A 23,595-nucleotide genomic window follows, 5' to 3' on the forward strand; every position below is an offset into this window, starting at 1 on the left:
TGACACGCTGACAAACCGGAGACCCGTAATGGCCGACTTATTTGACGAAGACCTGTTCCTGAAAGGGTTGGAACAACGGAAGAATACACTGGGCGCGGACTATGTGGAAAAGAACCTTGCAGCAGCAGATGATTTCACCCGCCCGTTTCAGGAAGCCATGACCGCCTGGTGCTGGGGTTTTGGCTGGGGGGATGACGTGATCGACGCAAAAACGCGGTCGATGATGAACCTGTCCATGATCGGAGCACTGGGAAAGATGCATGAATGGGAAATCCACTGCCGGGGTGCTATCACCAACGGGGTGACCAAAGAAGAAATACGCGCCATCATCCACGTGGTCGGGATTTATTGCGGCGTTCCGCAGGCGTTGGAGTGTTTCCGCGTCGCCCGCAAAGTGCTGGACGACAATTAGACGCCATCACAGACCTGCTTCGGCCAACAGTCGTGCACCTTCGTCATAGTATTTTCTGTTTTTGAAACAGCCCGGCCAGGCCCAGCGCTCTGCCGTGAAACCGGGCTGCAATTCCAGGATGCGACGGGCGTGCCGGCGTGCCAGTGACTGGTTGCCAGCGGCGGCGGACAACATGCATAACACAACCCGCGCCCGCACGCTGCCGGGGTCCACTCGCAAGACATTATGCGCGTGCTGCCATGCTGCCTTGTCTCCGGAGAGGGCAAGGGTCATGGACAGGTTCGCCTCGATCCAGATCGGCGGGTGCGGCGTTAACGCGAGGGCCTGCCGATACGTGGCTATTCCGTCCTCAAGCCGGTCATCATACATCAACAAGACACCATAATAGCCCAGCAATTCGGGGCTGCTGTGGAACCTCTCAAGTACCTTGCGCATCAGCTGGCAAGCCTCGGCAGTATGGCCAGCAACACTGTGGGTAAACGCTTCGAGTGCGGCGCAATAAGGATCCGCCGGGTGTTTTTCACGCATGACGGCGCAGTCGGCCTCGACCAGAGCCAGCGTTTTTTCCGGCGAATCTTCCATGCCCAACCGGATCAGATCCAGGCGGCAGAATCCGACAGCGATCCGCGCAGGCAGATAGTCCGGATCGCGCTGCAAACAGACCTCATACTGGCGGATGGCACGAAACAGGCCGTCCTTGGTCGTAAGGCTCTCCTGAATGCGACCATTCTGAAATGCCGTCCAAACTTCGGTGGATGTGGCGCGTGCTGACCAGATGTCGGACCAGTGACCATCCCGCAGCCGTAGTTGAAGCGCTTCGACAACTTTCATTGCGATTTCTTCAACGGCGTCAAACGTATCCTTTTCCCGAAACCGGAAACGTTCGGTCCATAGGCACACCTGATCCACGGTTGATGTTAATTGTGCCGCCACCCGCAGTCCTTCGGCCGCTACCACGCTGCCGCTTAGCATATAGCCGTCGACAGGCCCTTCTTGCCTGCGCGCATCACGCAATTCGATGACATCCGACAACGTACCCAAGAGGAAAAGCAATTCGTCCCGTATCGACGCCGCCGCAACGTTGATATTGTTATCGTCACCAATTACTTCAAACGGCTCGACTACAATTGCAGGTCTCTGATGCCCCCAATGGGATGGAAAGCGCGCGCCAACCGGGACAGGCGCATTTTCATCAAAACCAACGTCCCAATACGCTTGCCGTTCAACTGCCAACCAGTCTTCAAATTCCGGGTCTGCAACATCCAACCCTTCCAGAAGCTCGGCGCGATCCGGTTGAAGCGGTTCATCAAACAAATCAATTTCAAGCGCTTTCAGGTCGATGGAGACATTCTCGCGCCCGATGTCCAAAAACCCCAGACCGAACCCGGCCAGATGCTTGGTCAGGACACTAAGTTCCTTGCGCAACGAGGCCGCACCCTGTGCAGGTGAGCTTTTGCTCCAAAGCTTGTCTTGCAGCCAGGCCCTGCTGCGAACAGCATTCTTAGACAACAACACCAAGGCGAGAAGCGCTTTCGCCTTGGTGCCGCGTGGTGTTGCATCCTGGCCGTCGTTGCAAATCACCTGAAACGGACCGGTCAGGAATATCTTGGTTTTTGCCTTACTCAAATAAACTCCTCAGGCAAGTTCAGATACTGCGATCAGGAACCACAGCCATAAACGACAATGCCACCCATCGCTTCATAGGCCAGCTTGCAGCACCATGACTCGTGATCGGGATTTGGGTCTGGCTCTTTATCGCTCAGATCAGGGATTACGATATGAACCTTGTTCTTGGAATCATAAACAAACTCCACCGCAGGATTACCGACATCAGCAAGGATTTCATGAATCTGCCGCTCAGCCGCGTCGCGACCCTCTTGTGACCCCAGCGCGTTGCTCCGGGCGGCGTTCAGAACTTCACACCCAAGATCCTTAAGTGTGTATTTCGGATTAATAGTCAAACGAGCCATACTAAAAGTCCTTTCTTAACAACCACAACCATTTGTATAACCCGTTACATACCTATCCGGAAACAAAAATGACCGACGCGCTGATTGAACTGGCCGAAAACGCAGGGATTATTTCCGGACCTTCTTTTGCTGAATTTCCCAAAGGTGCTCCGATCCACACCGCCTTTCGCATGGTCAATTTGCGAAACGGAACAGTGCCACCCGCTGGCGCAATGAAACATCGCGTGTCCTTTGGCACAGCGCGTAACCGGAACGTAGCCGCGCGACTTTCGGGTTTCGAAGCGATCGAACGTTATGCGCTGCAATACAGCGCGGATTCGCCCGAAACCCGCGAAAGCCTGATTTCATCGGATGGTGCCACGCATGTTCTGCCAAATGATGCCCTTGCTCTGGGTGCGCCGGGCAGCGATGGGCAGATCACGTCGAAGGGGGCCGCAGCCGGACCAACGCATGAGGCCGCTGCGTTATGGGCCGCATTTGAATGCCTGGAACACGCGCTTGGACCACGCGGTTTCGACCAAGTGTTGCCCGAAACAGCGTTGCCGCGTGATCTGACCCGCTGGCTGAACACCTACCTGCGTCATCTGAGCGTTCACGTTCGCATGGTTTCGGGCGTCGGCCTGCTACTGCGTGCGGTCTGCGCCGATGCGGATGGCGGGCGACCAACCTATGGAACGGCTTTTTCCGCCGATCTGGCGACAGGTGTCTGGCACGCGGCATGCGAAGCGGTTGTGTCCTGGCGCAATATGGTGACGCTTGACCACACCGGCGTGACAGATGACGCGATGAATGAGGAACAGGCGCGCTTGTTCCGACTGTATCGCGGCGCGCGAACCGATCGCCCGACAACTCCGGCATCCTCTTTCGATGTGGACGCCTGGCAGAGTCCCGACCCGACGCTGATGACTGTGTTGACAGCGGCGGCCAACGCTGCCGGTCGCCCGATTGCCATATTCGATATGACCGCGCCGGAAATACCTTTGCCCGTTGTCAAAGCCGTGCCGGTTTGAAACCTTTGTCAGTGACTGAATTGGCGAGTTAGCGCCAGTTTGCCAGAGACCTCGGTTTCAGTCCGGTCCGCAAATTCAGAAATCTGTTTGCATCGTTGGGTTTCCGGCAGTCCACAAACGATGTCGCTTGGATCAACTGGCGGGACTTCAACAAATTCGACCCTTGTGATCGCGCGTGGATTGGCCGCCACTGTTATCAAAGGGCCAACCTCGATCAGGCCGGCAAGCGCATAACCCGACGCAGGCCGTGCGGTCGACCCTGTTCCCATGGTGATATCGTCCAGAAACCGCGGATCATCGTCGCCCGGCCCGAACTCAAGGCGCATGGGCATTCCCGCTTCACCGCGCGGATAACGCACCCAATCTGTCGGCACATTCACCGCATCCACGAAGAGTTCGGACATGTGAAACGCCCGAATATAAAGCCCCAGAGGATTCGCGAACGCCATCGCGCGCCCTGTCGGTGTCGCTGTGCCCCTGGAGAAGGCCAGATCAAGGGCTTCACCCGCCAAACCAGATCCCGCATGGCGACAATACAAATCCTGTCGGTCGGCAAAATGTAACACTTCATCAAGCCGCGCGGGCCTTCTGTTTTCACCATTGCCGACAACATATGGGAATGAGGAAAGATGCATTGTAGCGATCAGGTCGCTCAGGCTGTTCGTCTCTCTGGTCATGAACAAAGCATGTTCGATATTCAACGGATGCTCTGGTGGATGAGCAAAATCTGTTCCCACCAATCTTTTGTGAAAACGAGCAATGCGTTGAGGCACATCCAATGCGCACCAGTCTGCTCGCGAAACCTCGAACAACTCTTCGCAGGAATATGAACATCTGGATACGGTTTCAACGACCGAAAGGAAGTGATCCAGATCGAACACTGCCATGGTTCTCCACCACTCCATCAGTTCGGTTGTGGCGACAAAGCGCTTCGGCCGCATTTTACCTTCGGAATCGAGCCGTAAAATCAGCGCATATTCCAGAAATTCATTGTGCAGCTCAGCCCTGCTTGCCCAACCCCGATCCGAAAGACTGGCGGCCAGATCCTCGCCCAGACAATCCCGGGGCTCGCGCGGGTTGGCAGACCATTTGAACCCCGTCGATATCTGACCATCGACGATGTCGTCTGGGTCCATGACCAGGAACGGGCTCACTCCATTGCCATCGAAGAACTCTTCAATTCTCAAGTTCCAGTCCGACAGGGCGGCTTCACTCACCCCCCTATCGGCGCAACCTGGAGATTGAAAAACAGCCATCACCGAACACCGATTTGTATCTGAAATGCAGGGCTGATCTGCCATCAATACTTGCCACGGCAGTTCCAGCCTGGTTCGAGAGATCATCATCGTTGACGGGCACGGAAGCATCATGAAAAATCTCCCTCCGAAAAAACCTGAAACCTCATCCGCCCCAACCTGCCTGCTCTGGCAGGTGGCGGGTCCACCACAACTCAGGCGAACTATTGGCTACGTGGATTTCACTGCCAGAAGACCGTTTTCCCGAGATGCTGAGATGATCGCCGTCAAAAGTCTCAAGCGACACTTTCGATAACGCCGGTGATTTTGCCATATGCTCTGCCAGTGTTCCGACCGCGATACGCTCACCCATCCGGATACTGTCGAAATAATCGCTATAGAAATGAACGCCCGCCAAATTGCGCCCAAGTGCAATATTCGCAGCCAACTTGTTCAGCTCGCCATTCAGCGTCAGGCAGTCTGCACTGTCTTCTGGTCGGGTCGAGTCGATCAGGGTCTTACCCCCCGCAGCTGGCACAAGGACCCGAGGCAGACCAGCTGCAGCCAAAGACACCCGTGATCCATCCAAAGCGTGCGTTCTGAAGAAAGCTTTGAGCACTGTGACGCATGCCCCGGCAACGGCACCATGAGCCGCCCCATAAGACGGGTGCATTGGCGACCCTTCGGGGTAAGCAACCGGCAGCAGCAAGTTACGGTCATTTCGCGGCAAGCCCTTATGGGAAATGGCGTTATGCGCAAACCGCTTCACCGAAGGCGAGGCGGCGATTGCATCCATAAGGCTGAAACCTTCGCTTGTCGCCGCTTCGAGTTTTCCCAGATGGGTCGCGGCAAAAGGCTCGGCCGCGCCAAGGGTTGCGCCGTGACCGTTCGCCATCAAACTCGTAACACTGCCCAGCTTTTCAGGCCGGGCACGATTGTGCACCTGAAACGTCTGGCGTTTCGCGGCCCTCAGGGCCCGTGCCCCGGCTTCCGTCAACAGGGACAGTACGTGCGCGCCGCCGCAGGCAGAGCCTGGATCACGCACACCGGCATATCCATCCTCGGGCAAACCTTCATCTGTCGGCGTGCCCTGTCCCAGCATCAGCAGGCAGGCATTGAAAAAAGCCTGATAGATTCTGTCAAAATGCACGTAAGAGGCAAGGTCGCGCGGTGTTTCAATGAATTTCGTTCCCTCGCTCTCAAAGGCTTGTTCAGCCGTCGTGTCCGCCCCGTTCTGAACGTCCAGCCACTCAGCCCAATCCCGCAGATAGTCCACGCCCGCCGCCTGCGGCTGGATTTTCTGGTCGATCCTCAAAGCGCCGAAGGGAACAGCCCCGACGGCCATTGCCTGCGTCAGCTTTTGCTTTTGTCGGCGCGCTTGATCTGCTGTCAGTGGATCGTGGCCTTGTACCAGGAACTGCGACAGATACGGTCCCTGTGCACAGCCCTGTGAGCAACCGCGAAACAGGGTTTGAGGGGTCAGGCCGCCACCGTCCCGAACCCGCCGCGCCGCCGAAACCTTTCCAATCTCTGCGCCATCAGCGTCCCGAGGGCTGCCATCGCGACGGAACCATTCCATCTGACAAAGGGCACCCGCCACGTTGGCCGCATCACCGGCACCATCCCTGATGGATTCGAACGGCACATCCCGCAGATAGGCCATCGCGTAAATCTCGGCCATCTCCGCCGCCAACTCATCCGATCCAAGCCGGGGCGCGGGTGCAATTCCCACCCCCCCCGCGTCACATCCGTTGAGACCAAGCCGATGGCCCAGGATTGGCCCTTCCCACGCACGCCACCTAAATTCACCACCCTCTGATGGCGCGGTGCGGAAGGGCCCGGAATAGGCTGGCGTGTCGAACAACGCCAACCGATTGCCATGATTGTCGGTGCAGGTCGGATCCGCCACTTCTTCCAGAAACTCGGTATAGACCTGCGCGTCGACAATTCCGTTCACGTCATGACGCAAACCCTTCGAGAAATTCGTGGGCCATGTCCCTTCAAAAAGGTCCGATTCACCGTTGTGATCCTTGAAAACCTCCTGAGTGGAACGCGCCAACACACTCAAACGGCGCCGACCCCGGCCTACCTTTTGATTGGCTTCGTCAGGGTTCTGCCATGGTTCAGACGGAACGGTATGTTGCGACATGATGTTCTCCTCAACGACGAAAGAACGATTCGCATCACGGCGTTACCGGATCGTGACTTCCAAAAAGAGAATGTGTTTTCTATGCTTTTTCAATAAGTTGTTGGGTTCGCACTGGCGCACGGAACGCAATCACGCAAAAACTCGTGACCCGGTTCCACGTTGCAAAGCCAACCGAGCACTTGAACTCCGCTGTAGACTTGCCACGTTCAAATTCTCGTACATCAGGCCAGATGCCACAGGCAAGGCCCGCGATTCTAAGGATATTACGAACTGCATCGGGCCTGAAGAAAGTGAACCCGTACTTACAAATGGTGTATGCAAACCGGTGCGATTCCGTTCTATTTCAAAGAGTTCGGACAGATCTGCAAAAAAAACCAAACTTTGCGGAATTGACCTTGTATTTCCGTTGCTTGCACGGATATACCCGTCGGCGGAGACGTGGCCGAGTGGTCGAAGGCGCTCCCCTGCTAAGGGAGTAGGCCCGGAAGGGTCTCGAGGGTTCGAATCCCTTCGTCTCCGCCATTTACCAAAGTAAAAAATAATCATAAAAAGCAAAAGCTTATTTGAAATCAGACAGTGCGTTTCTGGACTATCGAGCGACGACAGCCCTTAGAAACAACCGCGTTCAGCCGCTGTTGCAACATAGGTTAGTATCAGGGATGCGCCTGACGTTGTCTTCAGAACCTGTACGTTGCGCCCAGCAGCGGGCCTGACTGGTCAAACCTGAAATCATTGCCGTTGATCTCATGATCAAAGGAGATATAGCGGTAGCCGCCCCGGATCAGCCATCTGTCATTGATTTCATAATCCGCGGTCAGCAGAACTTGCCAGGTTTCGCTACCGCTCCGAAATCCACCGTAATCTACAAATCCGGTCCCTGACCATTTGTCAGAAATCCGAACTCGTGCGCGGGCAGCGACGACCGGATCAGTCCAGTTGTCGTCGATCGTCACACTTCGCCCGGCGACGATCCCCGGTTGCAATCGGAATGTGGTTTCCGTGCTGAACCACCTGAACCCGCCGGCAAGGGCCACGCTGATCGCGGGTGTCTCATAAACACGGTATCCGACATAGCCGCTGAGAAATTGCGTGGTGGCGGAGGTGTCCAAACTCGAAAACGCTGGGCCGGGAGTTGAATTACTGAACGTCAAATCGGTGTAGTTATAGTCAGCAAGCAACAACCAGCGCCCGTTAGACGCGGAAATGCCGCCCATAAACGCAAAGTCCAGGTTTTCGAGAGCGTCTGAAAAACTCAACGTGCCGTCGATTGTTCCACTTGGTGTTCTAAGGGAAATATCCGTTTCGGCCATGAACAGATAAGCGGTGCCCGCAAAAGACCAGTCAGATTGCTGGGCTGAAATAGGCGGTGCGATCAGTAACGCAAACGCTATCGCCAAGTATTGCACCTTGCTTTTCATCAGTGACCTCGTTGCCAGAATTTATATTGCATTACTTGCATACTTCACGGTTGCACAATTTGTAGCCTTTTCCAATATCTCGATCGCTGTACCGCCAACACGGTCCTTATTAATCACAGGATGCGTTCACACAGGAAATGCTAAAGGCCGCTGTCGTGCGTCACCCGAACTGATCATACGTAGGATAAATCCCGCTTCTAACGAAGTCGCTACTGGTTTGGGGCAACAGAGGCGGTCAACAATTGCTTGGAATACTCGTGGCTTGGGTTCCCCAAACGCAGAGTTTCCGAGGACATGACCTCAACTATTTCACCATTTCTCATAACTGCCAATTGCTCGCACATATGTGCGATAACCGGAAGATCATGAGATACCATCAGATAGGTCAATCCGCGCTGTTTGCGCAGGTCAGTCAGCAGGTTGAGCACCTCGGCCTGAACGCTGACATCCAAAGCCGACGTGGGTTCGTCCAAAAGCAAAATGTCCGGCTCACCTGCCAAGGCCCTTGCGATTGCCACGCGTTGTCGTTGACCACCGGAAAGCTGGTGTGGATACCGAAACCGGAATCTTCGCCCAAGTCCGACGTCGTTGAGCAAATCGCTCACGCGTTTATCGATATCTCCAAACCCATGCAGATGAATTGTTTCACTGAGAACCTGATCAACAGTGTGCCGCGGATGCAAAGACGCGTAGGGGTCCTGAAACACCATCTGGACGGTCCGAAAGAATGACCGATCCCGCCGGGACCCGGATATAGCCAGACCTTCTACGCGGATTGTGCCCGACCATTGCGGTGCAAGCCCCGTTATTGCCCTCAGAATTGTCGACTTGCCGGACCCGCTTTCGCCCACAAGGCCAAAACTCTCGCCCTGCGCGACTTCAAGGTTTGCGTCTTTCACTGCATCGACCCGGTCGTGCGCGTGACCAAACCAGACATTCAGATGGTTGATTTCCAGTGCCTTCATTTCAGCCCCTCACGCTCGGGGCTTCGGACCAAGACGGATCGCGTGTGAGAACACTCAGGTGGGTGCATTTTTCATCAAGGCGCGGCAGCGAGTTCAGCAAGCCCTGGGTATAGGGATGTTGGGCCTGATGCAGCTTGTCAGCCTCGCAAACCTCGACGATCCGACCTGAATACATGATGAGGACACGGTCGCAGAATTCAGACACCAGATTCAGGTCGTGGCTGATGAATATCAGACCCATCCCCCGCTCCTTGACCAATCCATCCATGATGTTCAGCACCTGCCGCTGAACGCTGACATCAAGCGCCGAAGTTGGTTCATCGGCAATCAGTATCTTGGGATTGGGAATCAACATCATCGCAATCATAATGCGCTGCCCCATACCCCCAGACACCTCATGCGGGTACGTTCGCATCACCCGCTCAGGATCACGGATTGAGACGTTATCCAACATCTCGATAGCCATCTTCTTAGCATGGGCCTTCGAGCCGGAATTGTGCTGAAGGTATGCTTCCATGAGTTGCTCGCCAACGGTGACCACCGGGTTCAGAGAAAACTTGGGGTCCTGCATCACCATGGAGATCTGCTTCCCTCGCACCTCACGCATCTCGCGCTCGCTGAGCTTCATCAGGTCTCGGCCTTCCAAATTGATGTGTTTGGCCTCCACGATACCCGGATTTCGGATCAGGCGCAGAATGGCCCGTCCAGTCATCGACTTGCCCGAGCCGCTTTCGCCGACGATCCCCAGACGCTCGCGCTCCAGCGAGAACGACACGCCCCGCACGGCGTCAAACACGCCCTGACGGGTTGGGAAACGAACCCACAGATCTTCGATGTCGAGTAAGTTCATTGCCCACCGTCCTTTGGATCAAGCGCGTCCCGCAGCCCGTCACCCAACAGGTTGAAGGCCAGCGAAACCGTGAAAATTGCGAGCCCCGGCACCGTGGCCACCCACCAGTGGTCAAGGATGAACCTTCGACCCTCGGATATCATGGCACCCCATTCCGGGCTTGGAGGTTGTGCCCCCAACCCCAGAAAACCAAGGCCGGCGGCAGCCAAAATGATCCCGGCCATATCCAGCGTGACCCGCACGATCAAAGATGAGATGCAAAGCGGCCAGATATGCCGGGTGATGATGCGCAGCGGCCCGGCACCCTGAAGGCGTATCGCGTTGATATAGTCTGTTGACCGGATGGTCAGGGTTTCTGCACGCGCCATACGTGCATAGGGCGGCCACGCCGTGAGTGAGATTGCCAGAACAGCGTTTTCAATCCCTGCCCCAAGCGCCGCGACAAACGCCAGCGCCAGAACAAGTCGTGGAAAAGCGAGGAAAATATCCGTGATGCGCATAAGGATCACATCCGTCCATCCCCCCACATATCCCGCAACAGTCCCGACCAGAAGCCCCGCAATCGGTGCGATGAGCGCCACAAGAGCTACGATGTACAGTGTAATTCGCGCCCCAAAGATCAGGCGTGACAGAATATCCCGCCCCAAGCTGTCGGTTCCCAACAGGTGCCCTTCAGCCCCGATGGGGAGAAGTCGGCTGGACAGGCTCTGAACAAAGGGATCGTGCGGCGCGAGAAAAGGCGCAAAGACCGCTGTCAGAACAAGGACGACAAGAATCGCCAACCCGACCATTGCCATCGAGTTTGATCGCAAAGTCAGCCAGCCTTTGTAGAAGCTGGCCAATCTGGCATGGCGGCGCGAAGTCGGCTCGTCGGTCAGCAGCCACTGGCGCAAGGTCATGTCGCTCATTTCGACCTCGGATCAAAGAAACGGTAAAGAAGGTCCGAGAATATGTTCAGGCAGATAAAGATCAGCCCGACCACAACGGTTCCTCCAAGAACGGCATTCATATCGGCGCTCAACAAAGCCGTCGTGATATAGCTGCCGATCCCCGGCCAGCTAAAGATGATCTCGGTCAGAACTGATCCTTCCAACAAGTTGGCATAGCTGAGTGCGATCACTGTGATCAGCTGCACCCGGATATTCTTGAAGGCGTGGCGCCAGATAACTTGTCTTTCAGACAGCCCTTTGACGCGGGCGGTGATGACATACTCGGCTGACAACTGTTCCAGCATGAAGGATCGGGTCATCCGGCTGATGTAGGCAAGCGAGTAGTACCCCAGCAATGCCGCGGGCAGGATAATATGGGACAACGCATTGCGGAAGACATCCCAATCCTGGGCCAAGGCACTGTCTACCAAAATCAGCCCAGTGCGTGAGGGCACTATGTCCTCGTAGAAGATATCCAGGCGGCCCGGGCCACCGACCCAGCCGAGTATCCCGTAGAAGACCAGAAGCCCCATGAGCCCCAGCCAGAAGATTGGCATTGAATACCCGACAAGCGCGACCACACGGGCGACCTGATCGATCCATGATCCGCGCTTGACTGCGGCGATCACACCAAGCGGAACACCCAGAAAGATTCCAATCAGAACGCCCAAAGTCGCCAATTCCAGCGTGGCAGGGAAGACGCGGGCAATATCCTGAGAAACCGGGCGGGCATTCAGAAGTGAATCGCCAAAATCACCGTGCAGAACATCCCAAAGGTAATATCCAAATTGAACCAACAGCGGCTTATCAAGACCAAGCTGTTGATAGACCGCATCATAAGTCGATTGCGATGCGCGTTCACCGACGATTGCCAGTACCGGGTCGATCGGCATCACGCGACCGATGATGAAGGTCACGAAAAGCAGACCCAGCATTGTAATTGCGATGGTGCCAAGAGTTTTCAGGATACTCTTGATCCAATGGATAAGAGGCGCCGAGCGGCGCCCCTCAGTTGGTCTTTCGGCCAGTGCCATTTACTTGGTCACCTGCCAATACGACGCCGATGTAATCGCCTGACCGGTTGAGAAATTCGTCACGTTTTCACGCAGGGCCGATTGCTCAATCTGCTGGAACATGATGACAAACGGCGAAGTCTCGCGGAACTCGGCCTGGATTTCCTTGTACATGTCAGCGCGTTTCGCGGTGTCGTTTTCGATAACGGCCGCGTCCGTTTTCTCGGTCAGCCCGCCGGTATCCCAAGAATTCCGCCAAGCCAGCAATCCTGTGGCATTGGCTTCGTCCGAATTATCCGGGTTATAGGCAAAGGTACCTGCGTTCGTCTGCGGGTCGGGATAGTCCGGCCCCCATGCGCCAAGGTAAACATCCAGTTCCCGCGCACGATACCGCGCCAAAATTTGTTTGGCGGTCCCCACGGTGATGTTCATCGTGATGCCAACCTGACTCAGCGCATTCTGTAGCGATTGGGCGATTTCGATCCGTTCCTGCGCTTCACGCACACCAACTTCGATCTCAAGCCCGCTTACACCTGCTTCATCCAGCAGGGCCTTGGCCTTTTCCACATCAAAGCTAAACGGCGTCTCGTCAGAGGCACCGAGATAGGTTTGGGGCAGGAAATTCTGGTGGATCGTGTATTGCCCTTTCAGGAAGCTGTCGCGCATCCCTTCATAGTCAACCAGATATTTGAACGCCTGCCGAACCTGAGGCTTGCTCAGCTCAGGGTGTTTCTGGCTCAGCGAAACATACATCAGGCGGCCCTTAAGCTCGTCTGCAATCTTTACGCCGGCAACAGATGAAGCACCGGCAACATCTTCTGGGTTCAGGTTGCGCGCGACATCGATATCACCACGTTCCAGCAACAGGCGCTGGCTGGCGCTTTCCTGAACGTGACGGACAACCACACGCTCCATGGCCGGAGCACCCAAATAGAAATCGGGGTTCGACTTCAGTGTTACGCTTTCATTGGGTTTCCAGCTGACCAGGCTATAAGCTCCAGATCCAGCAGTATTGGTCTTGAGCCATTCATTGCCCAAGTCGCCATCCTTGTCGTGTTCCATCACCGTCTTCTTATCGACAATGCCGCCGATGGTAGCGGTCAAACAGTTCAGAACGAAGGATGTCGCATAGGGTTTGTCCGTCGTGATCGTCAGAGTGTTGCCGTCCGCGACAATCGTTTGTTCGACATTTTCCGGCGTGAACCCAAACTGGGTCAGGATAAAGGCCGGGGTCTTGTTTAGAATGATCGCCCGACGCAGTGAAAATTCAACATCTTCGGCTGTCACCGGATTTCCAGAATGAAAGGTCAACCCTTCCCTGATATTGAAGGTAATCGATTTGCCGTCTTCAGACACATCCCAACTTTCAGCGATGTCGGGCTGATAGCCAGCATCCAGATTGAGCGGGTCGAAGTTCACCAGCTTCTGATAGACATTCCGGCTGACATCCGAACCCGCAAACTCAAAGCTTTCGGCCGGGTCCAACGTCGTGATGTCGTCGATACGATGCGCGATAACCAGCATGTTCGGCGGCGTTTCGGCCATAGCCGAAGTCGAGGTCACGGCCAGCGCCAATCCTAGCGCCGCACCGGTAAGCAATCTGTTAAATGCGTTCATTTTGTCCTCTCCGTCATCAAGTCTTCACTAACGGTTACGAGCCCCAGGTCTTCTCAAGAACACGCAACCAGTTTTCGTGGCAGAGCTTCTTGATGAGCTCTTCGCCGTATCCATGGGTCACCATGGCATCTCTCAATCGAGGCAGCATCGAGATGTCCTTCACGTCGTCCGGCACGACCGCCCCGTCATAATCGGACCCAAGCCCGACCCGGTCTTCACCCATTATCCCGATCAGGTGGTCAAGGTGCTTCAGAACCTGCATCAACGGCACATCGGACAGCATCCGACCATCCTCACGCAGAAACGCAGTGGCAAAGTTCAACCCGACCATCCCGTCGCTTTCCGCGATGGTGCGAAGCTGATCATCGGTCAGATTTCGCGCGTGCGGACAGATGGCGTGGGCATTCGAATGCGTTGCGACCAAAGGCGCATCCGAATACCGCGCTACATCCCAGAAACCTTTTTCATTGAGGTGGGACAAATCCAACATGATACCCAGCGCGTTGCATCGCTGCACAAGCCGCAGTCCATGATCCGTCAACCCAGGGCCAGTATCTGGCCCCGATGGATATCTAAACGGCACACCATGGCCAAAAATGTTGGGTCGGCTCCACACGGGCCCAAGCGATCGCAACCCCGCCGCATGAAATACATCAAGCGAATGCAGATCGGCATCAATCGGCTCGGCGCCCTCGATGTGAAAAATGGCCGCAATCTGGCCTAGCGCCATGCTGTTTCGAATATCCGAAACTGATCGAACCACTTTCAACGCCCCCAAACGTTCCAGTTCCAGCAGTATGGCAATCTGCCCCAGCGCTGAGGGCAGAGCATCTTCGGCGTCTATATGATTGGGAAGCGGCAGGTCATAGCTAGGCTGGACCATTTCTTCCATTTTAGCATCGGCATCGATAGGCGAAGGGACCCAGACGGCAAAGAAGCCTCCGCCAAATCCACCGGCCTTGGATTTAACAGAGTCGATTGCACCTTCGAGCCCGGTCAGGAAGCGGCCCGCTTCGGGCAGACCGCCTGACGAGGCCAGTTTTGACAGAACATCATTGTGCCCATCAAAGATAAGAGGGGAGGTGCTCAAACTCGTTTTTCCCAGGTTAGTGTCATTTCGACACACGCTAACAGACGCAATCATCATGATTGCAAAAAATCTTGATGAGTTTTACTCATAGAGCTAGTCGGAATCATGCGGGCGCCCAGCGATGAAGAAACCTCGCAACTGGCATTCTCTGCCGGAATACCAGGCGCTCCGTGCGCTCATGCAGTCTGGAACAACGGCCGCTGCCGCACGACAGCTCGGCTTATCTCAGTCCGCGGTCAGTCGCTCGGTCAGCAGCTTAGAGGATCGACTGGGCAGAACACTGTTCGAACGGGATGCAGGCAGATTGCGACCGACGCAAGAAGCCGTAAGGCTGAATATGCGATTGGATCCTTTGTTCGAGGCATTGGACAGGATCGATGGTCCGGGCGAAACTGTGCAGGAAACACTGCGCCTCGTTGCACCGCCCAGCTATGCTCATCGATACATCGTTTCCCTCATCGCCAGTTTCATTCGCGGGAATCCCGGTTTTTTCGTGAACCTTGAGGTGACAACGTCGGATATGGTCACGCTTGGCGTGCTTGAGAACCGATTTGATCTTGCCGTGACCGGGATTGAACAAAGCCGCGCTGGCATCAAACTTATACCATTTCGCGAGTCACCAGCCGTTTGCTTCATGCGACCCGAACATCCTCTGTCTGAACGCACCGTTCTGACGCCTTCAGACTTGCATGAGCAAGAGCTGATCGCGCTGACGTATCGACATGGGCGGCGCGGGCAGCTGGACCGGTTGCTTCATCAAGTGCGCGCTAAACCGAGGATCGTTGCCGAAGTTTCAACCTCATTCGCCGCTGCCGACATGGCGCGCGAAGGATTGGGGCTGTCTGTTATCAATCCCTTTCCCGTCTACCATTACCGATCTCCCGACCTGGCATTTGTCCGATTTGAATCTCTTATGCGGTACCGGGGCCATTTTGTGGTCTCTGATCAAAAACCGGTTCCAAGGATCGCACGGGCATTCATGCGGCATCTGCGATTGAATACCCCTCCGGACCCTTTCTCTGACCCGAGGTAATGAAATCTTTCCAAAGGTCTTCAATGGCAATACGCCATGTGACCGCCCAACAGGGAAGATTTTGGAGGAGGGTCGAGGTACGGACCTGTCATGGCTACGTGCACAGTTTGGTATGAGTAACGTCCGCAAACGTGGGTTTCTTCGTCCTTATGTATCTCAGGCCGTATCACCCGGTATGCGGTTCGTTCATAAGGCTCGTTAGAATCTCCGCCCAAAACCCGCTTCTGATTTCCCTACGTTTCCAGGCGAAGCTGGCGTATCATTCTCTCGCTCAAATCTTAGGAAGGAATACCTAGATGGCGGATTGTGCGAAACTGCACCCCGGCGAAACCTATTCCGGGAAACAGGGGTTCGATTACTTCGAAGGCATCGCCAGACAGACGGTAGGAAGCCAAGCTATCTGCATGCATCTGCTCACGGTCCCGCCCGGAGGGCGCGCCAGGGCGCATAAACATGAGACACATGAAACCGCGATTTATGTGATTTCCGGGTCTGCTAAGATGTATTGGGGCGACAGGCTAGAACACGTTATGGAAACGCAAGCAGGAGACCTGATCTATATACCATCAAACACTCCGCACCTTCCGTTCAACGATGGGAATGAACCCGCAGTTGCAGTTATCGCACGCACGGACCCGAACGAACAGGAAAGCGTTGTTCTGATGCCGGAACTTGAAGACCTTGTACCAGGGTGACGCAAAATACCGTTGGGGACCAGCAGCGTATTTTTTAGTCCCTAATGCTTCCAGAGAGCTTCCAGTTGTGCAGTGGCCCTGAACGCAGAAAGCGCCCCTTGGGGCGCTAAGTGTTTGATATCTAACTAGGAAGTATTGGTTGCGGGAGCAGGATTTGGCCTTTGCCGAACGTCTGTGGAACTAAGAATCTAGTAGGCCAATTTTACACATGCCCTAGCTGCTTAAATTAATGACCGCGTTGGGAGGGATGGCAGACCCAGAGTTGAAAAGCGCTGAAGATGTCTTGCGGATTTTCCCGCAATTGGCACGCTTGTGCCGGAAGGCTGCAGACAGCCAGAAGCAGACATGCCTAAATTGAAGTCTGGGCGGGAAGCTGACTTTCGCTGCATATGCGAGAGCAACTCTACCAATCTGTGAAAGCGGTCATTTACAGTCAGATATGCGATACACGCCCGATCCAGGTACGGATGAAGTCCTTTGTGGCGCGGGATCAGAGCGACCTGGCAAGGTCGCCAATATCCCAAAAAAGCCCGGCCATTGCGCGCAATGCATCACGCGAAACTGACTTTAACACGTGCTCGTTTGGCGCGTGCTGCGAACAGCCGCGATAGGAGTGCGGCACCCAAACCGTTGGGAGACCGAGCAAATCGGAAAAGACCTCGTTGGGCAAGGAACCGGCGAGATTTGGCAGGACATGGGGTGGCTTCCCACACGTTTTTTCAAGCGAACGCGCGACAAAAGACACCCACGGATGGTTGGGCGACGTTCGCGTTGCATCAAAGAAGCTGCGGTCATGAGGCTTGATCTGAACGATCTCAAAACCTCTCGCATCAAGGTGGCGTCGAAGGGCGGGCAGGATATCGGATTGGTTAGTGCCAACAACGAAGCGGAGCTGGCAGGCGGCTATGGCAAATCCCGAGATCGCGTTGACCGGTGCCTCGGGGACACCGCTTTTCATTGCGAGGACCGCAAAACTGTTCCAGCCGAAGACGCGTTCGGCCGGTGTCAGGCCTTCCTCTCCCCAATTCTCGTCAATCTTCGGACCACCATCCCCGCCAACCGGCAAGTTGCGCAGGGTGTCCCGGATGTCTTCAGTCAGGCTGGTCGGCCGCCATTCTGGTATTTGGATTTGGCCCCGCACATTGGTGATCGTCGAGAGGGCTTGTGCAAGGATCATCGCGGGGTCGGCAAGCAAACCGCCCCAGTTACCCGAATGGTGCGCGCCGTCTCTTAGATCAACGATGAGGTCGAACGAATTGCCGCCCCTTGCCCCCATGAACAACGTGGGCGTGTCGGACTGAAGGCGCGGCCCGTCCGATGCGATCAGGACGTCTGCGGCTAGGTTGTCCTTGTGCTTGGCGCAAAACTCCGACAACCCCGGTGATCCCATTTCTTCGCCCATTTCAATGAGAATGCGCATGTTGAAGCCGAGCGCTCCACGGGCCTCAATGACAGCGCTCAGCGCCGCCAAATTGATGAGATGCTGCCCCTTATTGTCGGCTGTTCCGCGTCCATAGAGGCGGTCGCACTCATCAACCAGTCGAAATGGGTGAAGCCCGTCGCGCCATTGATCCGTTTGCGCGCGGATCACGTCGCCATGCCCGTAGGACAGGATTGTCGGACGCGTGTCGTCCTCGATGCGCTCTGCAACCAAGATCGGTCCGGCATCGTGCACAGGGTTCGGGTAGATTTCACAGGAGAACCCGAGTCTGCTCAGGCGCGGAACGAGGGCTTCCTCAAGATAGCGCGGAAGTTCCGCGGCTTTTTCTTGTGTCTGGCTCTCCGTCTCATGGGCAACCAGTTCGCTAAGTTCTGTTGCAAATTGACCGGTGTCGAAAAACTGGGCGGCGTTGTCTATTGCAGAGGCGCGGGTCACGGTTGTTTTGCCTCAGACAGGTGGACGCACGTCGTCCGGGATCGGACATGTGTAAGGTGTTTGGCCCAGATGGTCTTGATGCGTCGCGCATGCAGCTTCGATGCGCGAGGGATCCTCAACCAGTCGACAAGCTGTCGCGGCCATTGCTTTTGCCGCGTAGACCATGCCTTTGTGAGCCGCGGGCGCCTTGCCTTGTGCCACTGTTTGCCACGTATGAAACGGCGTTCCTATAGCACAGGTGGCAACTCGTGCCTGAACGGTTGGGACTGCCCAACTCACGTCGCCAACATCTGTCGAGCCTTCGCCGCCATCGCTGTGGCGATCAAGAGGTGCGATGAAGTCGCAGAGTGCGAGATTTTTTTTGGGCTTAGCACCGATCCGCTTGAAGGTCGTATTGATGTCAGCGGCGGTTAATGTGGTCTGAATGTCGCGGGCAAAACTGAGATCTGCCTCGTCAAAGGCGACGGGTCCAAGTTTCTCTAGCTCGTGCTGCATGGTTTCTTCCAAAGGACGGTTGCCAAGCAGGTTTGAAACGCCGGAAAAGACCTGGCTGGTAACTTGCGTTCCTGTCATCAGCGCCGCGCCGTCCGCAATCTTTCGGACGCGCGTAACCAAATCGGCGAGGTCCGGTAGCGAGCTGGCGCGGACGAGTTGGCGCACTGTGGCCTTGGCCTGCACCACGTTCGGCGCAACACCACCTGCATCGAGATAGGCGTAGTGAACCCGGGCGCTGTCGGGCATGTGCTCGCGCAGGTAATTTACACCGATGTTCATCAGTTCAACCGCATCAAGCGCCGACCTACCCAATTCCGGTGCACCCGCCGCATGGGCAGCTTTTCCATGAAAAGTGAAATCGATCCGGGTGTTCGCGAGCGATCTGGCCTCATTCACGCCTGTGAAGGTCGCTGGATGCCACGAGATGGCTGCGTCGACATCATCGAACAGTCCTTCGCGCACCATGTATGTCTTGGCCGCGCCCCCTTCTTCAGCGGGGCAGCCATAGTATCGCACACGGCCCTTGATGCCGTTTTCGGCCAGCCAGTCTTTCACCGCCGTCGCGGCCAAGAGTGCGGCGGCCCCTAAAAGATTGTGACCACACCCATGCCCGTTGCCGCCCTCTTCAAGCGGCTGATGTTCAGCCACACCTGGCGCCTGGCTCAGATATGGCAGCGCATCGAACTCGCCGAGGATGGCAATCACCGGACCCTCGTCTCCTGCTTCGCCAATCACGGCCGTAGGAATGCCAGCTGCGTTCTCTGTTATCTTGAAGCCCTGAGCGCGTAACATCTGCACATGTTCGGCGACGGACTTGTACTCGGCATAAAGCGTCTCGGGCGTGTCAAAGACTCGATCTGACAAGGCGATAAAATCATCACGATGGCGGTCGACGTGGTCCCAGATCGGATCGGCGTTTTTCAAGGGGCTCTCCAGCTTCTCGTTCAAACGGTTTCGGCGTGTTCCAGCAGGCAAGCCGTTTCGCGCCCGCCGCGCCCCGCTTTCAGTTCAGGAACAGTGGTGCGGCACTCAGCGGTCGCCACCGGGCAACGCGGGTGGAAGGTACATCCAGATGGCGGATCGAGCGGCGACGGAATTTCCCCCTCAATCGGGGCAAACTCACGCCGGCGCTGATCAAGGCGCGGAGCCTCTGCAAGCAGCGCTTTCGTGTAGGGATGGCGTGGGTCCGAAAAAATTTCCTCAGTCGATGCGCTCTCGACAATGCGGCCCAGATACATGATCGCCACGCGGTCGGCGATGTGTTCGACGACGCTCAGGTCATGGCTGATGAACAGATAGGTCAGGCCCAGCTCTTCGCGCAGATCCATGAACAAGTTGATAACCTGCGCCTGGATCGACACGTCCAGCGCAGCGATGGCTTCGTCGCAGACAAGGAACTTCGGCTTCACGGCGAGCGCACGTGCAATTCCAATCCGTTGCCTCTGACCGCCGGAAAACTGATGCGCGTAACGCCGCTTGAGCGACGGGTCGAGGCCGACCTTGCGCATCACGTCGTCCACGTATTCCGCACTCTCTGCCTTGCGGACGATCCCATGCATACGCGGTGCTTCGCCGATGATATCTTCGACGCGCATTCGCGGATTTAGGCTGGCAAAGGGGTCCTGGAAGATCATCTGAATTGCGAGGGTCGCCGCGCGTTTGTCGGTGCCGTTCAACGTCGCAACATCTTTGCCTCCGTAGAACATCTGTCCGTCACTTGCAGGGTGAATGCCGGCAACAACACGTCCCAAAGTGGACTTGCCGCAGCCGGATTCGCCGACCAATCCCAGAACCTCACCCTTTTGAATCGACAGGTTCACGTTATCGACAGCATGGACCGTTTCTTCCCGGATGTTTGCGCCAAGTCGCTGTGCGATTTTCCCCGCGACGTCCAAACGTTTGGTGAAGCGCTTCGAAACGCCTCGGATTTCAACGAGCGGCTCACTCAAAGCGTCGTCTCCTTGGTGCGTTGCGGATTGAAACAGCGAAGGCTGCGGCCATCCACGTCCTTAATCGGGGGGCGCTTGGAACACGCTGCCGTTCGGGCCTGACAACGCGGTCCAAAGGCGCATCCTTCAGGCAGGGTGAGCATGTTTGGCGTCATCCCTTCGATCTGGAACAAACGCTGCCCGCGCCGGTTCGCCGTCGGAACCGATCCGAGAAGCCCGACCGTATAGGGATGCAACGGACGGTCGATAACATCGTCGATACTGCCTTGCTCAACGATCCGTCCTGCGTACATCACCGAAATCCGGTCCGCGAGCCCTGCCACAACGGCAAGGTCATGCGTGATCCAGATCATCGCGGTTCCCGTGCGTTTCGTCAGCTTCTGTGCCTCGTGGATGATCTGCGCCTGAATTGTCACGTCGAGCGCTGTCGTCGGCTCGTCGGCAATAATGAGGTCCGGCTGGTTCAAGAAGGCTGTCGCAATCGCCACGCGCTGCCGCATCCCACCGGAAAGCTGATGCGGATAGGCTTGCAATCGCTCTTCCGGCGATGGGATGCCAACCAAACCAAGCGCATCACGGCTTCTTTCCCAGGCGGTTTGGCGGCTTACGTTTTCATGGGCGAGAATGGCCTCGATCATCTGCGTATCGACGCGCAGGACCGGGTTGAGAGTCATCATCGGATCCTGAAAGATCATCGAGATTCGGTTGCCACGCAAGGTCTTGAGTCGCTCTTCCGGTGCGTTCGCGATCTCGTCACCATTAAAACGGATTGACCCATCGACGATGCGCCCGGGAGGATCGATCAGCCCAAGGATGGAAAACCCGGTGATCGACTTGCCTGACCCGGACTCACCCACCAGACCCATTACCTCGCCCTTGGAGACGGTGAAATCCACACCATCTACGGCCTTGACCACACCCGCGTGCGTGAAGAAGTGGGTCTTTAGCCCGCTGACTTCGAGTACTGCCGTCATTTCTTCAACCTCGGGTTCAAAACATCGCGCAAATGGTCGCCCACAAGGTTGATGGACACGACCGTCAGCAAGAGCGCGATGCCGGGGAAAACGGATATCCAGTAGCGCCCGGACAGCATGTACTCGAAGCCATTTGCGATCAGCACCCCAATCGACGGTTCAGTCTGTGGAAGGCCTACGCCAAGAAACGAAAGCGTCGCTTCCAATGAGATTGCGCTGGCGGTTTGCACCGTGCCAACGACGATCAGAGGCGCCATGCAATTCGGAAGGATATGGCGAAAGACGATCCGGGGTCGCGATATTCCAAGGCATTGCGCGGCTTCGACATATTCCTTGCCACGCTCGACAAGCGCGGTCGCGCGAACCGTGCGGGCGTAATAAGCCCATTGCGCGATCACGAGGGCGAGGATGATCTTGTCGACACCCTTACCAAGTGCCGCAACCATCATCAGCGCAACAAGCGATGCCGGGAACGACAGTTGAAGATCCACGATGCGCATGATGAACGCTTCGGTCCGGCCTCCGGCGTAGGCCGCGACCAGACCGATCGCCATACCGATCAGAAGGGCAATCACCCCAGATGCAAGCCCAACGGTCAGAGAAATACGCAAGCCATAGAGAATTGCCGAGTAGAGATCGCGTCCAGACCCGTCCGAACCGAGCCACATCGTGTATCCGTCGAATGCTTCGGAACCTGGAGGCAAGCGCCCATCCATGACGCTGACCTGGCCAAGATCGTAGGGGTTCTGCGGCGTGATCCAGGGTGCCAGGATGGCCAGCAGAACGATGATCAGGAATATGCCGAGCGCCGCTGTTGCGATCCTGCTTTCGAAGAACTCGGCCCGAAATCGCTGGAACGGCGTCTCGACTTTAGGGGACTTGGCGGGGGTCAGAGAATGATCTGTGACGGTGTCGGTCATGCGCCCTGATCCTGCAAACGAACCCTCGGATCGAGGATCGAGTAGAGTATGTCGACGATCAGATTGATCAGCACGAAGAACAGTACGATGATCATCAGATAGGCGACGACGACAGGCCGATCCAATTGCAGTATTGCGTCGATCAGCAGTTTGCCCATTCCCGGCCACGCGAAGATTGATTCAGTCACCACCGAGAACCCGATCAAACTACCGAATTCGAGGCCCATGACGGTCACTACCGGGATCATGATGTTTTTCATTACATGCACCAGAATGATGCGTCGGGTCGAAAGCCCTTTGGCCCGGGCATACTTCACGTAATCCTGTCCCATCGCTTCCCGGACACCCGCTCGGGTAAGGCGGATTGCCAGTGAAATCTTAAGAAGCGCTAGGTTGAGAGCAGGCAGGAAGATGTGGCTCAACCCATCGAGCGTAAAAAGGCTGCTGTGAATCCCAAGAAACGAGCCGATATCGCCGCGCCCTGTCGCTGGGAGCCATCTAAGTTCTACGGCAAACAGCATGATGAGCATAAGCCCGACCCAGAAGGTCGGCAGCGAAAACCCAAGGATTGAGCCAGCCATAATGCCCTTGGACAGCGGGCTGTCGGGATAGAGCCCGGCATAAAGACCCAATGGAATACCGATCACGATAGCAAGAAAGAGTGCACTGAAGGCCAGTTCCATCGTGGCAGGCATATGGTGCAGGATCAGTTTGAGCGCGGGCTCACCGAAGACGAAACTGTCGCCGAGGTCACCCTGTGCAGCACCTTTGAGGAACAACCAGTACTGTTCCCAAATAGGCCGATCCAATCCAAGCCGTCGAATTGCAGCTTCGATGTCAGCCTGATCCGCGTCGGGGCTGACCAGCATGTAGACCGGGTCACCAACGATATTGACGCCGAAAAAGACAATCACCGACATCAGGAAGACAACAAGCATTGCTTGCTGCAATCGGCGAATGACAAAAACGGTCATGAGGACATTCCCTGGGCAAAG

At 56.0% G+C, this 23,595-nt stretch carries 21 protein-coding genes and 1 tRNA gene; 5 read left to right on the top strand and 17 right to left on the bottom strand.

The genetic code is table 11. The features are described 5' to 3' along the window. The first annotated feature begins 28 nt into the window (after positions 1–28). Positions 29–412 carry a carboxymuconolactone decarboxylase family protein gene (locus ACR0DS_RS09335; RefSeq protein WP_480482962.1) on the top strand — a complete coding sequence of 128 codons (384 nt, stop codon included), beginning with the start codon at positions 29–31 and terminating at the stop codon, positions 410–412. A gap of 6 nt (positions 413–418) precedes the next feature. Here the strand turns inward: ACR0DS_RS09335 and ACR0DS_RS09340 are convergent, their stop codons facing one another. Together ACR0DS_RS09340 and ACR0DS_RS09345 are read right to left on the bottom strand one after the other, a co-directional pair. Continuing rightward, positions 419–2,038 carry a hypothetical protein gene (locus ACR0DS_RS09340; RefSeq protein ID WP_480482960.1) on the bottom strand — a complete coding sequence of 540 codons (1,620 nt, stop codon included), beginning with the start codon at positions 2,036–2,038 and terminating at the stop codon, positions 419–421. Positions 2,039–2,070: 32 nt separating this feature from the next. Further along, complete coding sequence (locus ACR0DS_RS09345; protein ID WP_480482958.1) at positions 2,071–2,382, bottom strand: hypothetical protein; 312 nt, start codon at positions 2,380–2,382, stop codon at positions 2,071–2,073. A 68-nt stretch (positions 2,383–2,450) separates the two neighbouring features. On the opposite strand from ACR0DS_RS09345, the gene ACR0DS_RS09350 reads away from it, so the two are divergent. Then, on the top strand, positions 2,451–3,392 hold the full coding sequence (locus ACR0DS_RS09350) for a YcaO-like family protein (protein ID WP_480486528.1): 942 nt from the start codon (positions 2,451–2,453) through the stop codon (positions 3,390–3,392). Between the two features lie 8 nt (positions 3,393–3,400). Here ACR0DS_RS09350 and ACR0DS_RS09355 read toward each other — a convergent pair whose 3' ends face one another. Then, complete coding sequence (locus tag ACR0DS_RS09355) at positions 3,401–4,609, bottom strand: hypothetical protein (RefSeq protein ID WP_480558702.1); 1,209 nt, start codon at positions 4,607–4,609, stop codon at positions 3,401–3,403. 184 nt (positions 4,610–4,793) lie between these two features. After that, a complete protein-coding gene (locus ACR0DS_RS09360) occupies positions 4,794–6,776 on the bottom strand; it encodes a phosphatase PAP2 family protein (RefSeq protein WP_480558700.1) in 1,983 nt (660 codons plus the stop codon). Between the two features lie 432 nt (positions 6,777–7,208). Between ACR0DS_RS09360 and ACR0DS_RS09365 the strand changes: the two genes are divergently transcribed. After that, positions 7,209–7,298: transfer RNA gene (locus tag ACR0DS_RS09365), tRNA-Ser, on the top strand. A gap of 155 nt (positions 7,299–7,453) precedes the next feature. Here the strand turns inward: ACR0DS_RS09365 and ACR0DS_RS09370 are convergent. The 7 genes from ACR0DS_RS09370 to ACR0DS_RS09400 all read right to left on the bottom strand — a co-directional run bounded on the left by ACR0DS_RS09370 (position 7,454) and on the right by ACR0DS_RS09400 (position 14,658). After that, entirely contained in the window at positions 7,454–8,194 is a 741-nt protein-coding gene (locus ACR0DS_RS09370; protein WP_480474891.1) for an outer membrane protein, read from the bottom strand. A gap of 209 nt (positions 8,195–8,403) precedes the next feature. After that, positions 8,404–9,159, bottom strand: coding sequence for an ABC transporter ATP-binding protein (locus ACR0DS_RS09375; RefSeq protein ID WP_480518282.1), 756 nt, complete (start codon positions 9,157–9,159; stop codon positions 8,404–8,406). Position 9,160: 1 nt separating this feature from the next. Continuing rightward, the gene (locus ACR0DS_RS09380) at positions 9,161–10,009 is read right to left on the bottom strand and encodes an ABC transporter ATP-binding protein (protein WP_480558698.1); all 849 of its coding nucleotides are present in this window, start codon (positions 10,007–10,009) and stop codon (positions 9,161–9,163) included. Next, the gene (locus ACR0DS_RS09385; RefSeq protein ID WP_480545830.1) at positions 10,006–10,917 is read right to left on the bottom strand and encodes an ABC transporter permease; all 912 of its coding nucleotides are present in this window, start codon (positions 10,915–10,917) and stop codon (positions 10,006–10,008) included. Before ACR0DS_RS09385 ends, ACR0DS_RS09380 begins: the two co-directional genes overlap by 4 nt. Then, a complete protein-coding gene (locus tag ACR0DS_RS09390; protein WP_480558696.1) occupies positions 10,914–11,972 on the bottom strand; it encodes an ABC transporter permease in 1,059 nt (352 codons plus the stop codon). Before ACR0DS_RS09390 ends, ACR0DS_RS09385 begins: the two co-directional genes overlap by 4 nt. Continuing rightward, positions 11,973–13,568: an ABC transporter substrate-binding protein gene (locus tag ACR0DS_RS09395; RefSeq protein WP_480558694.1), complete on the bottom strand. Its 1,596-nt coding sequence runs from the start codon at positions 13,566–13,568 to the stop codon at positions 11,973–11,975. 34 nt (positions 13,569–13,602) lie between these two features. Beyond that, on the bottom strand, positions 13,603–14,658 hold the full coding sequence (locus ACR0DS_RS09400) for a dipeptidase (protein WP_480558692.1): 1,056 nt from the start codon (positions 14,656–14,658) through the stop codon (positions 13,603–13,605). Positions 14,659–14,779: 121 nt separating this feature from the next. On the opposite strand from ACR0DS_RS09400, the gene ACR0DS_RS09405 reads away from it, so the two are divergent. Together ACR0DS_RS09405 and ACR0DS_RS09410 are read left to right on the top strand one after the other, a co-directional pair. Further along, entirely contained in the window at positions 14,780–15,691 is a 912-nt protein-coding gene (locus ACR0DS_RS09405; protein ID WP_480558691.1) for a LysR family transcriptional regulator, read from the top strand. A 296-nt stretch (positions 15,692–15,987) separates the two neighbouring features. Then, complete coding sequence (locus tag ACR0DS_RS09410; RefSeq protein WP_480482942.1) at positions 15,988–16,386, top strand: cupin domain-containing protein; 399 nt, start codon at positions 15,988–15,990, stop codon at positions 16,384–16,386. Positions 16,387–16,876: 490 nt separating this feature from the next. Here the strand turns inward: ACR0DS_RS09410 and ACR0DS_RS09415 are convergent, their stop codons facing one another. The 6 genes from ACR0DS_RS09415 to ACR0DS_RS09440 are packed head-to-tail and all read right to left on the bottom strand — an operon-like array spanning position 16,877 to position 23,574. Continuing rightward, positions 16,877–18,262 (bottom strand): M20 family metallopeptidase, encoded by a 1,386-nt coding sequence (locus tag ACR0DS_RS09415; protein ID WP_480558689.1) that lies wholly within the window; start codon positions 18,260–18,262, stop codon positions 16,877–16,879. A gap of 12 nt (positions 18,263–18,274) precedes the next feature. Further along, a complete protein-coding gene (locus ACR0DS_RS09420; RefSeq protein ID WP_480472950.1) occupies positions 18,275–19,681 on the bottom strand; it encodes an amidohydrolase in 1,407 nt (468 codons plus the stop codon). 20 nt (positions 19,682–19,701) lie between these two features. Then, positions 19,702–20,706 carry an ABC transporter ATP-binding protein gene (locus ACR0DS_RS09425; RefSeq protein ID WP_480473306.1) on the bottom strand — a complete coding sequence of 335 codons (1,005 nt, stop codon included), beginning with the start codon at positions 20,704–20,706 and terminating at the stop codon, positions 19,702–19,704. After that, positions 20,703–21,680, bottom strand: coding sequence for an ABC transporter ATP-binding protein (locus tag ACR0DS_RS09430; RefSeq protein ID WP_480558687.1), 978 nt, complete (start codon positions 21,678–21,680; stop codon positions 20,703–20,705). Before ACR0DS_RS09430 ends, ACR0DS_RS09425 begins: the two co-directional genes overlap by 4 nt. Next, positions 21,677–22,600, bottom strand: coding sequence for an ABC transporter permease (locus ACR0DS_RS09435; protein WP_480472946.1), 924 nt, complete (start codon positions 22,598–22,600; stop codon positions 21,677–21,679). Before ACR0DS_RS09435 ends, ACR0DS_RS09430 begins: the two co-directional genes overlap by 4 nt. Beyond that, positions 22,597–23,574: an ABC transporter permease gene (locus ACR0DS_RS09440; protein WP_480473304.1), complete on the bottom strand. Its 978-nt coding sequence runs from the start codon at positions 23,572–23,574 to the stop codon at positions 22,597–22,599. The genes ACR0DS_RS09435 and ACR0DS_RS09440 overlap by 4 nt, the downstream gene beginning before the upstream one ends. Positions 23,575–23,595 lie beyond the last annotated feature (21 nt).

Source organism: Ruegeria sp. AF5, from assembly GCF_056541905.1.

What these genes read in the sequence shown, in the direction of transcription:
- ACR0DS_RS09390 (WP_480558696.1), bottom strand. Translation starts at nt 11,972, where the DNA reads ATGGCACTGGCCGAAAGACCAACTGAGGGGCGCCGCTCGGCGCCTCTT.
- ACR0DS_RS09375 (WP_480518282.1), bottom strand. Translation starts at nt 9,159, where the DNA reads ATGAAGGCACTGGAAATCAACCATCTGAATGTCTGGTTTGGTCACGCG.
- ACR0DS_RS09430 (WP_480558687.1), bottom strand. Translation starts at nt 21,680, where the DNA reads ATGACGGCAGTACTCGAAGTCAGCGGGCTAAAGACCCACTTCTTCACG.
- ACR0DS_RS09370 (WP_480474891.1), bottom strand. Translation starts at nt 8,194, where the DNA reads ATGAAAAGCAAGGTGCAATACTTGGCGATAGCGTTTGCGTTACTGATC.
- ACR0DS_RS09335 (WP_480482962.1), top strand. Translation starts at nt 29, where the DNA reads ATGGCCGACTTATTTGACGAAGACCTGTTCCTGAAAGGGTTGGAACAA.
- ACR0DS_RS09350 (WP_480486528.1), top strand. Translation starts at nt 2,451, where the DNA reads ATGACCGACGCGCTGATTGAACTGGCCGAAAACGCAGGGATTATTTCC.
- ACR0DS_RS09385 (WP_480545830.1), bottom strand. Translation starts at nt 10,917, where the DNA reads ATGAGCGACATGACCTTGCGCCAGTGGCTGCTGACCGACGAGCCGACT.
- ACR0DS_RS09345 (WP_480482958.1), bottom strand. Translation starts at nt 2,382, where the DNA reads ATGGCTCGTTTGACTATTAATCCGAAATACACACTTAAGGATCTTGGG.
- ACR0DS_RS09410 (WP_480482942.1), top strand. Translation starts at nt 15,988, where the DNA reads ATGGCGGATTGTGCGAAACTGCACCCCGGCGAAACCTATTCCGGGAAA.
- ACR0DS_RS09435 (WP_480472946.1), bottom strand. Translation starts at nt 22,600, where the DNA reads ATGACCGACACCGTCACAGATCATTCTCTGACCCCCGCCAAGTCCCCT.
- ACR0DS_RS09360 (WP_480558700.1), bottom strand. Translation starts at nt 6,776, where the DNA reads ATGTCGCAACATACCGTTCCGTCTGAACCATGGCAGAACCCTGACGAA.
- ACR0DS_RS09405 (WP_480558691.1), top strand. Translation starts at nt 14,780, where the DNA reads ATGAAGAAACCTCGCAACTGGCATTCTCTGCCGGAATACCAGGCGCTC.
- ACR0DS_RS09380 (WP_480558698.1), bottom strand. Translation starts at nt 10,009, where the DNA reads ATGAACTTACTCGACATCGAAGATCTGTGGGTTCGTTTCCCAACCCGT.
- ACR0DS_RS09440 (WP_480473304.1), bottom strand. Translation starts at nt 23,574, where the DNA reads ATGACCGTTTTTGTCATTCGCCGATTGCAGCAAGCAATGCTTGTTGTC.
- ACR0DS_RS09395 (WP_480558694.1), bottom strand. Translation starts at nt 13,568, where the DNA reads ATGAACGCATTTAACAGATTGCTTACCGGTGCGGCGCTAGGATTGGCG.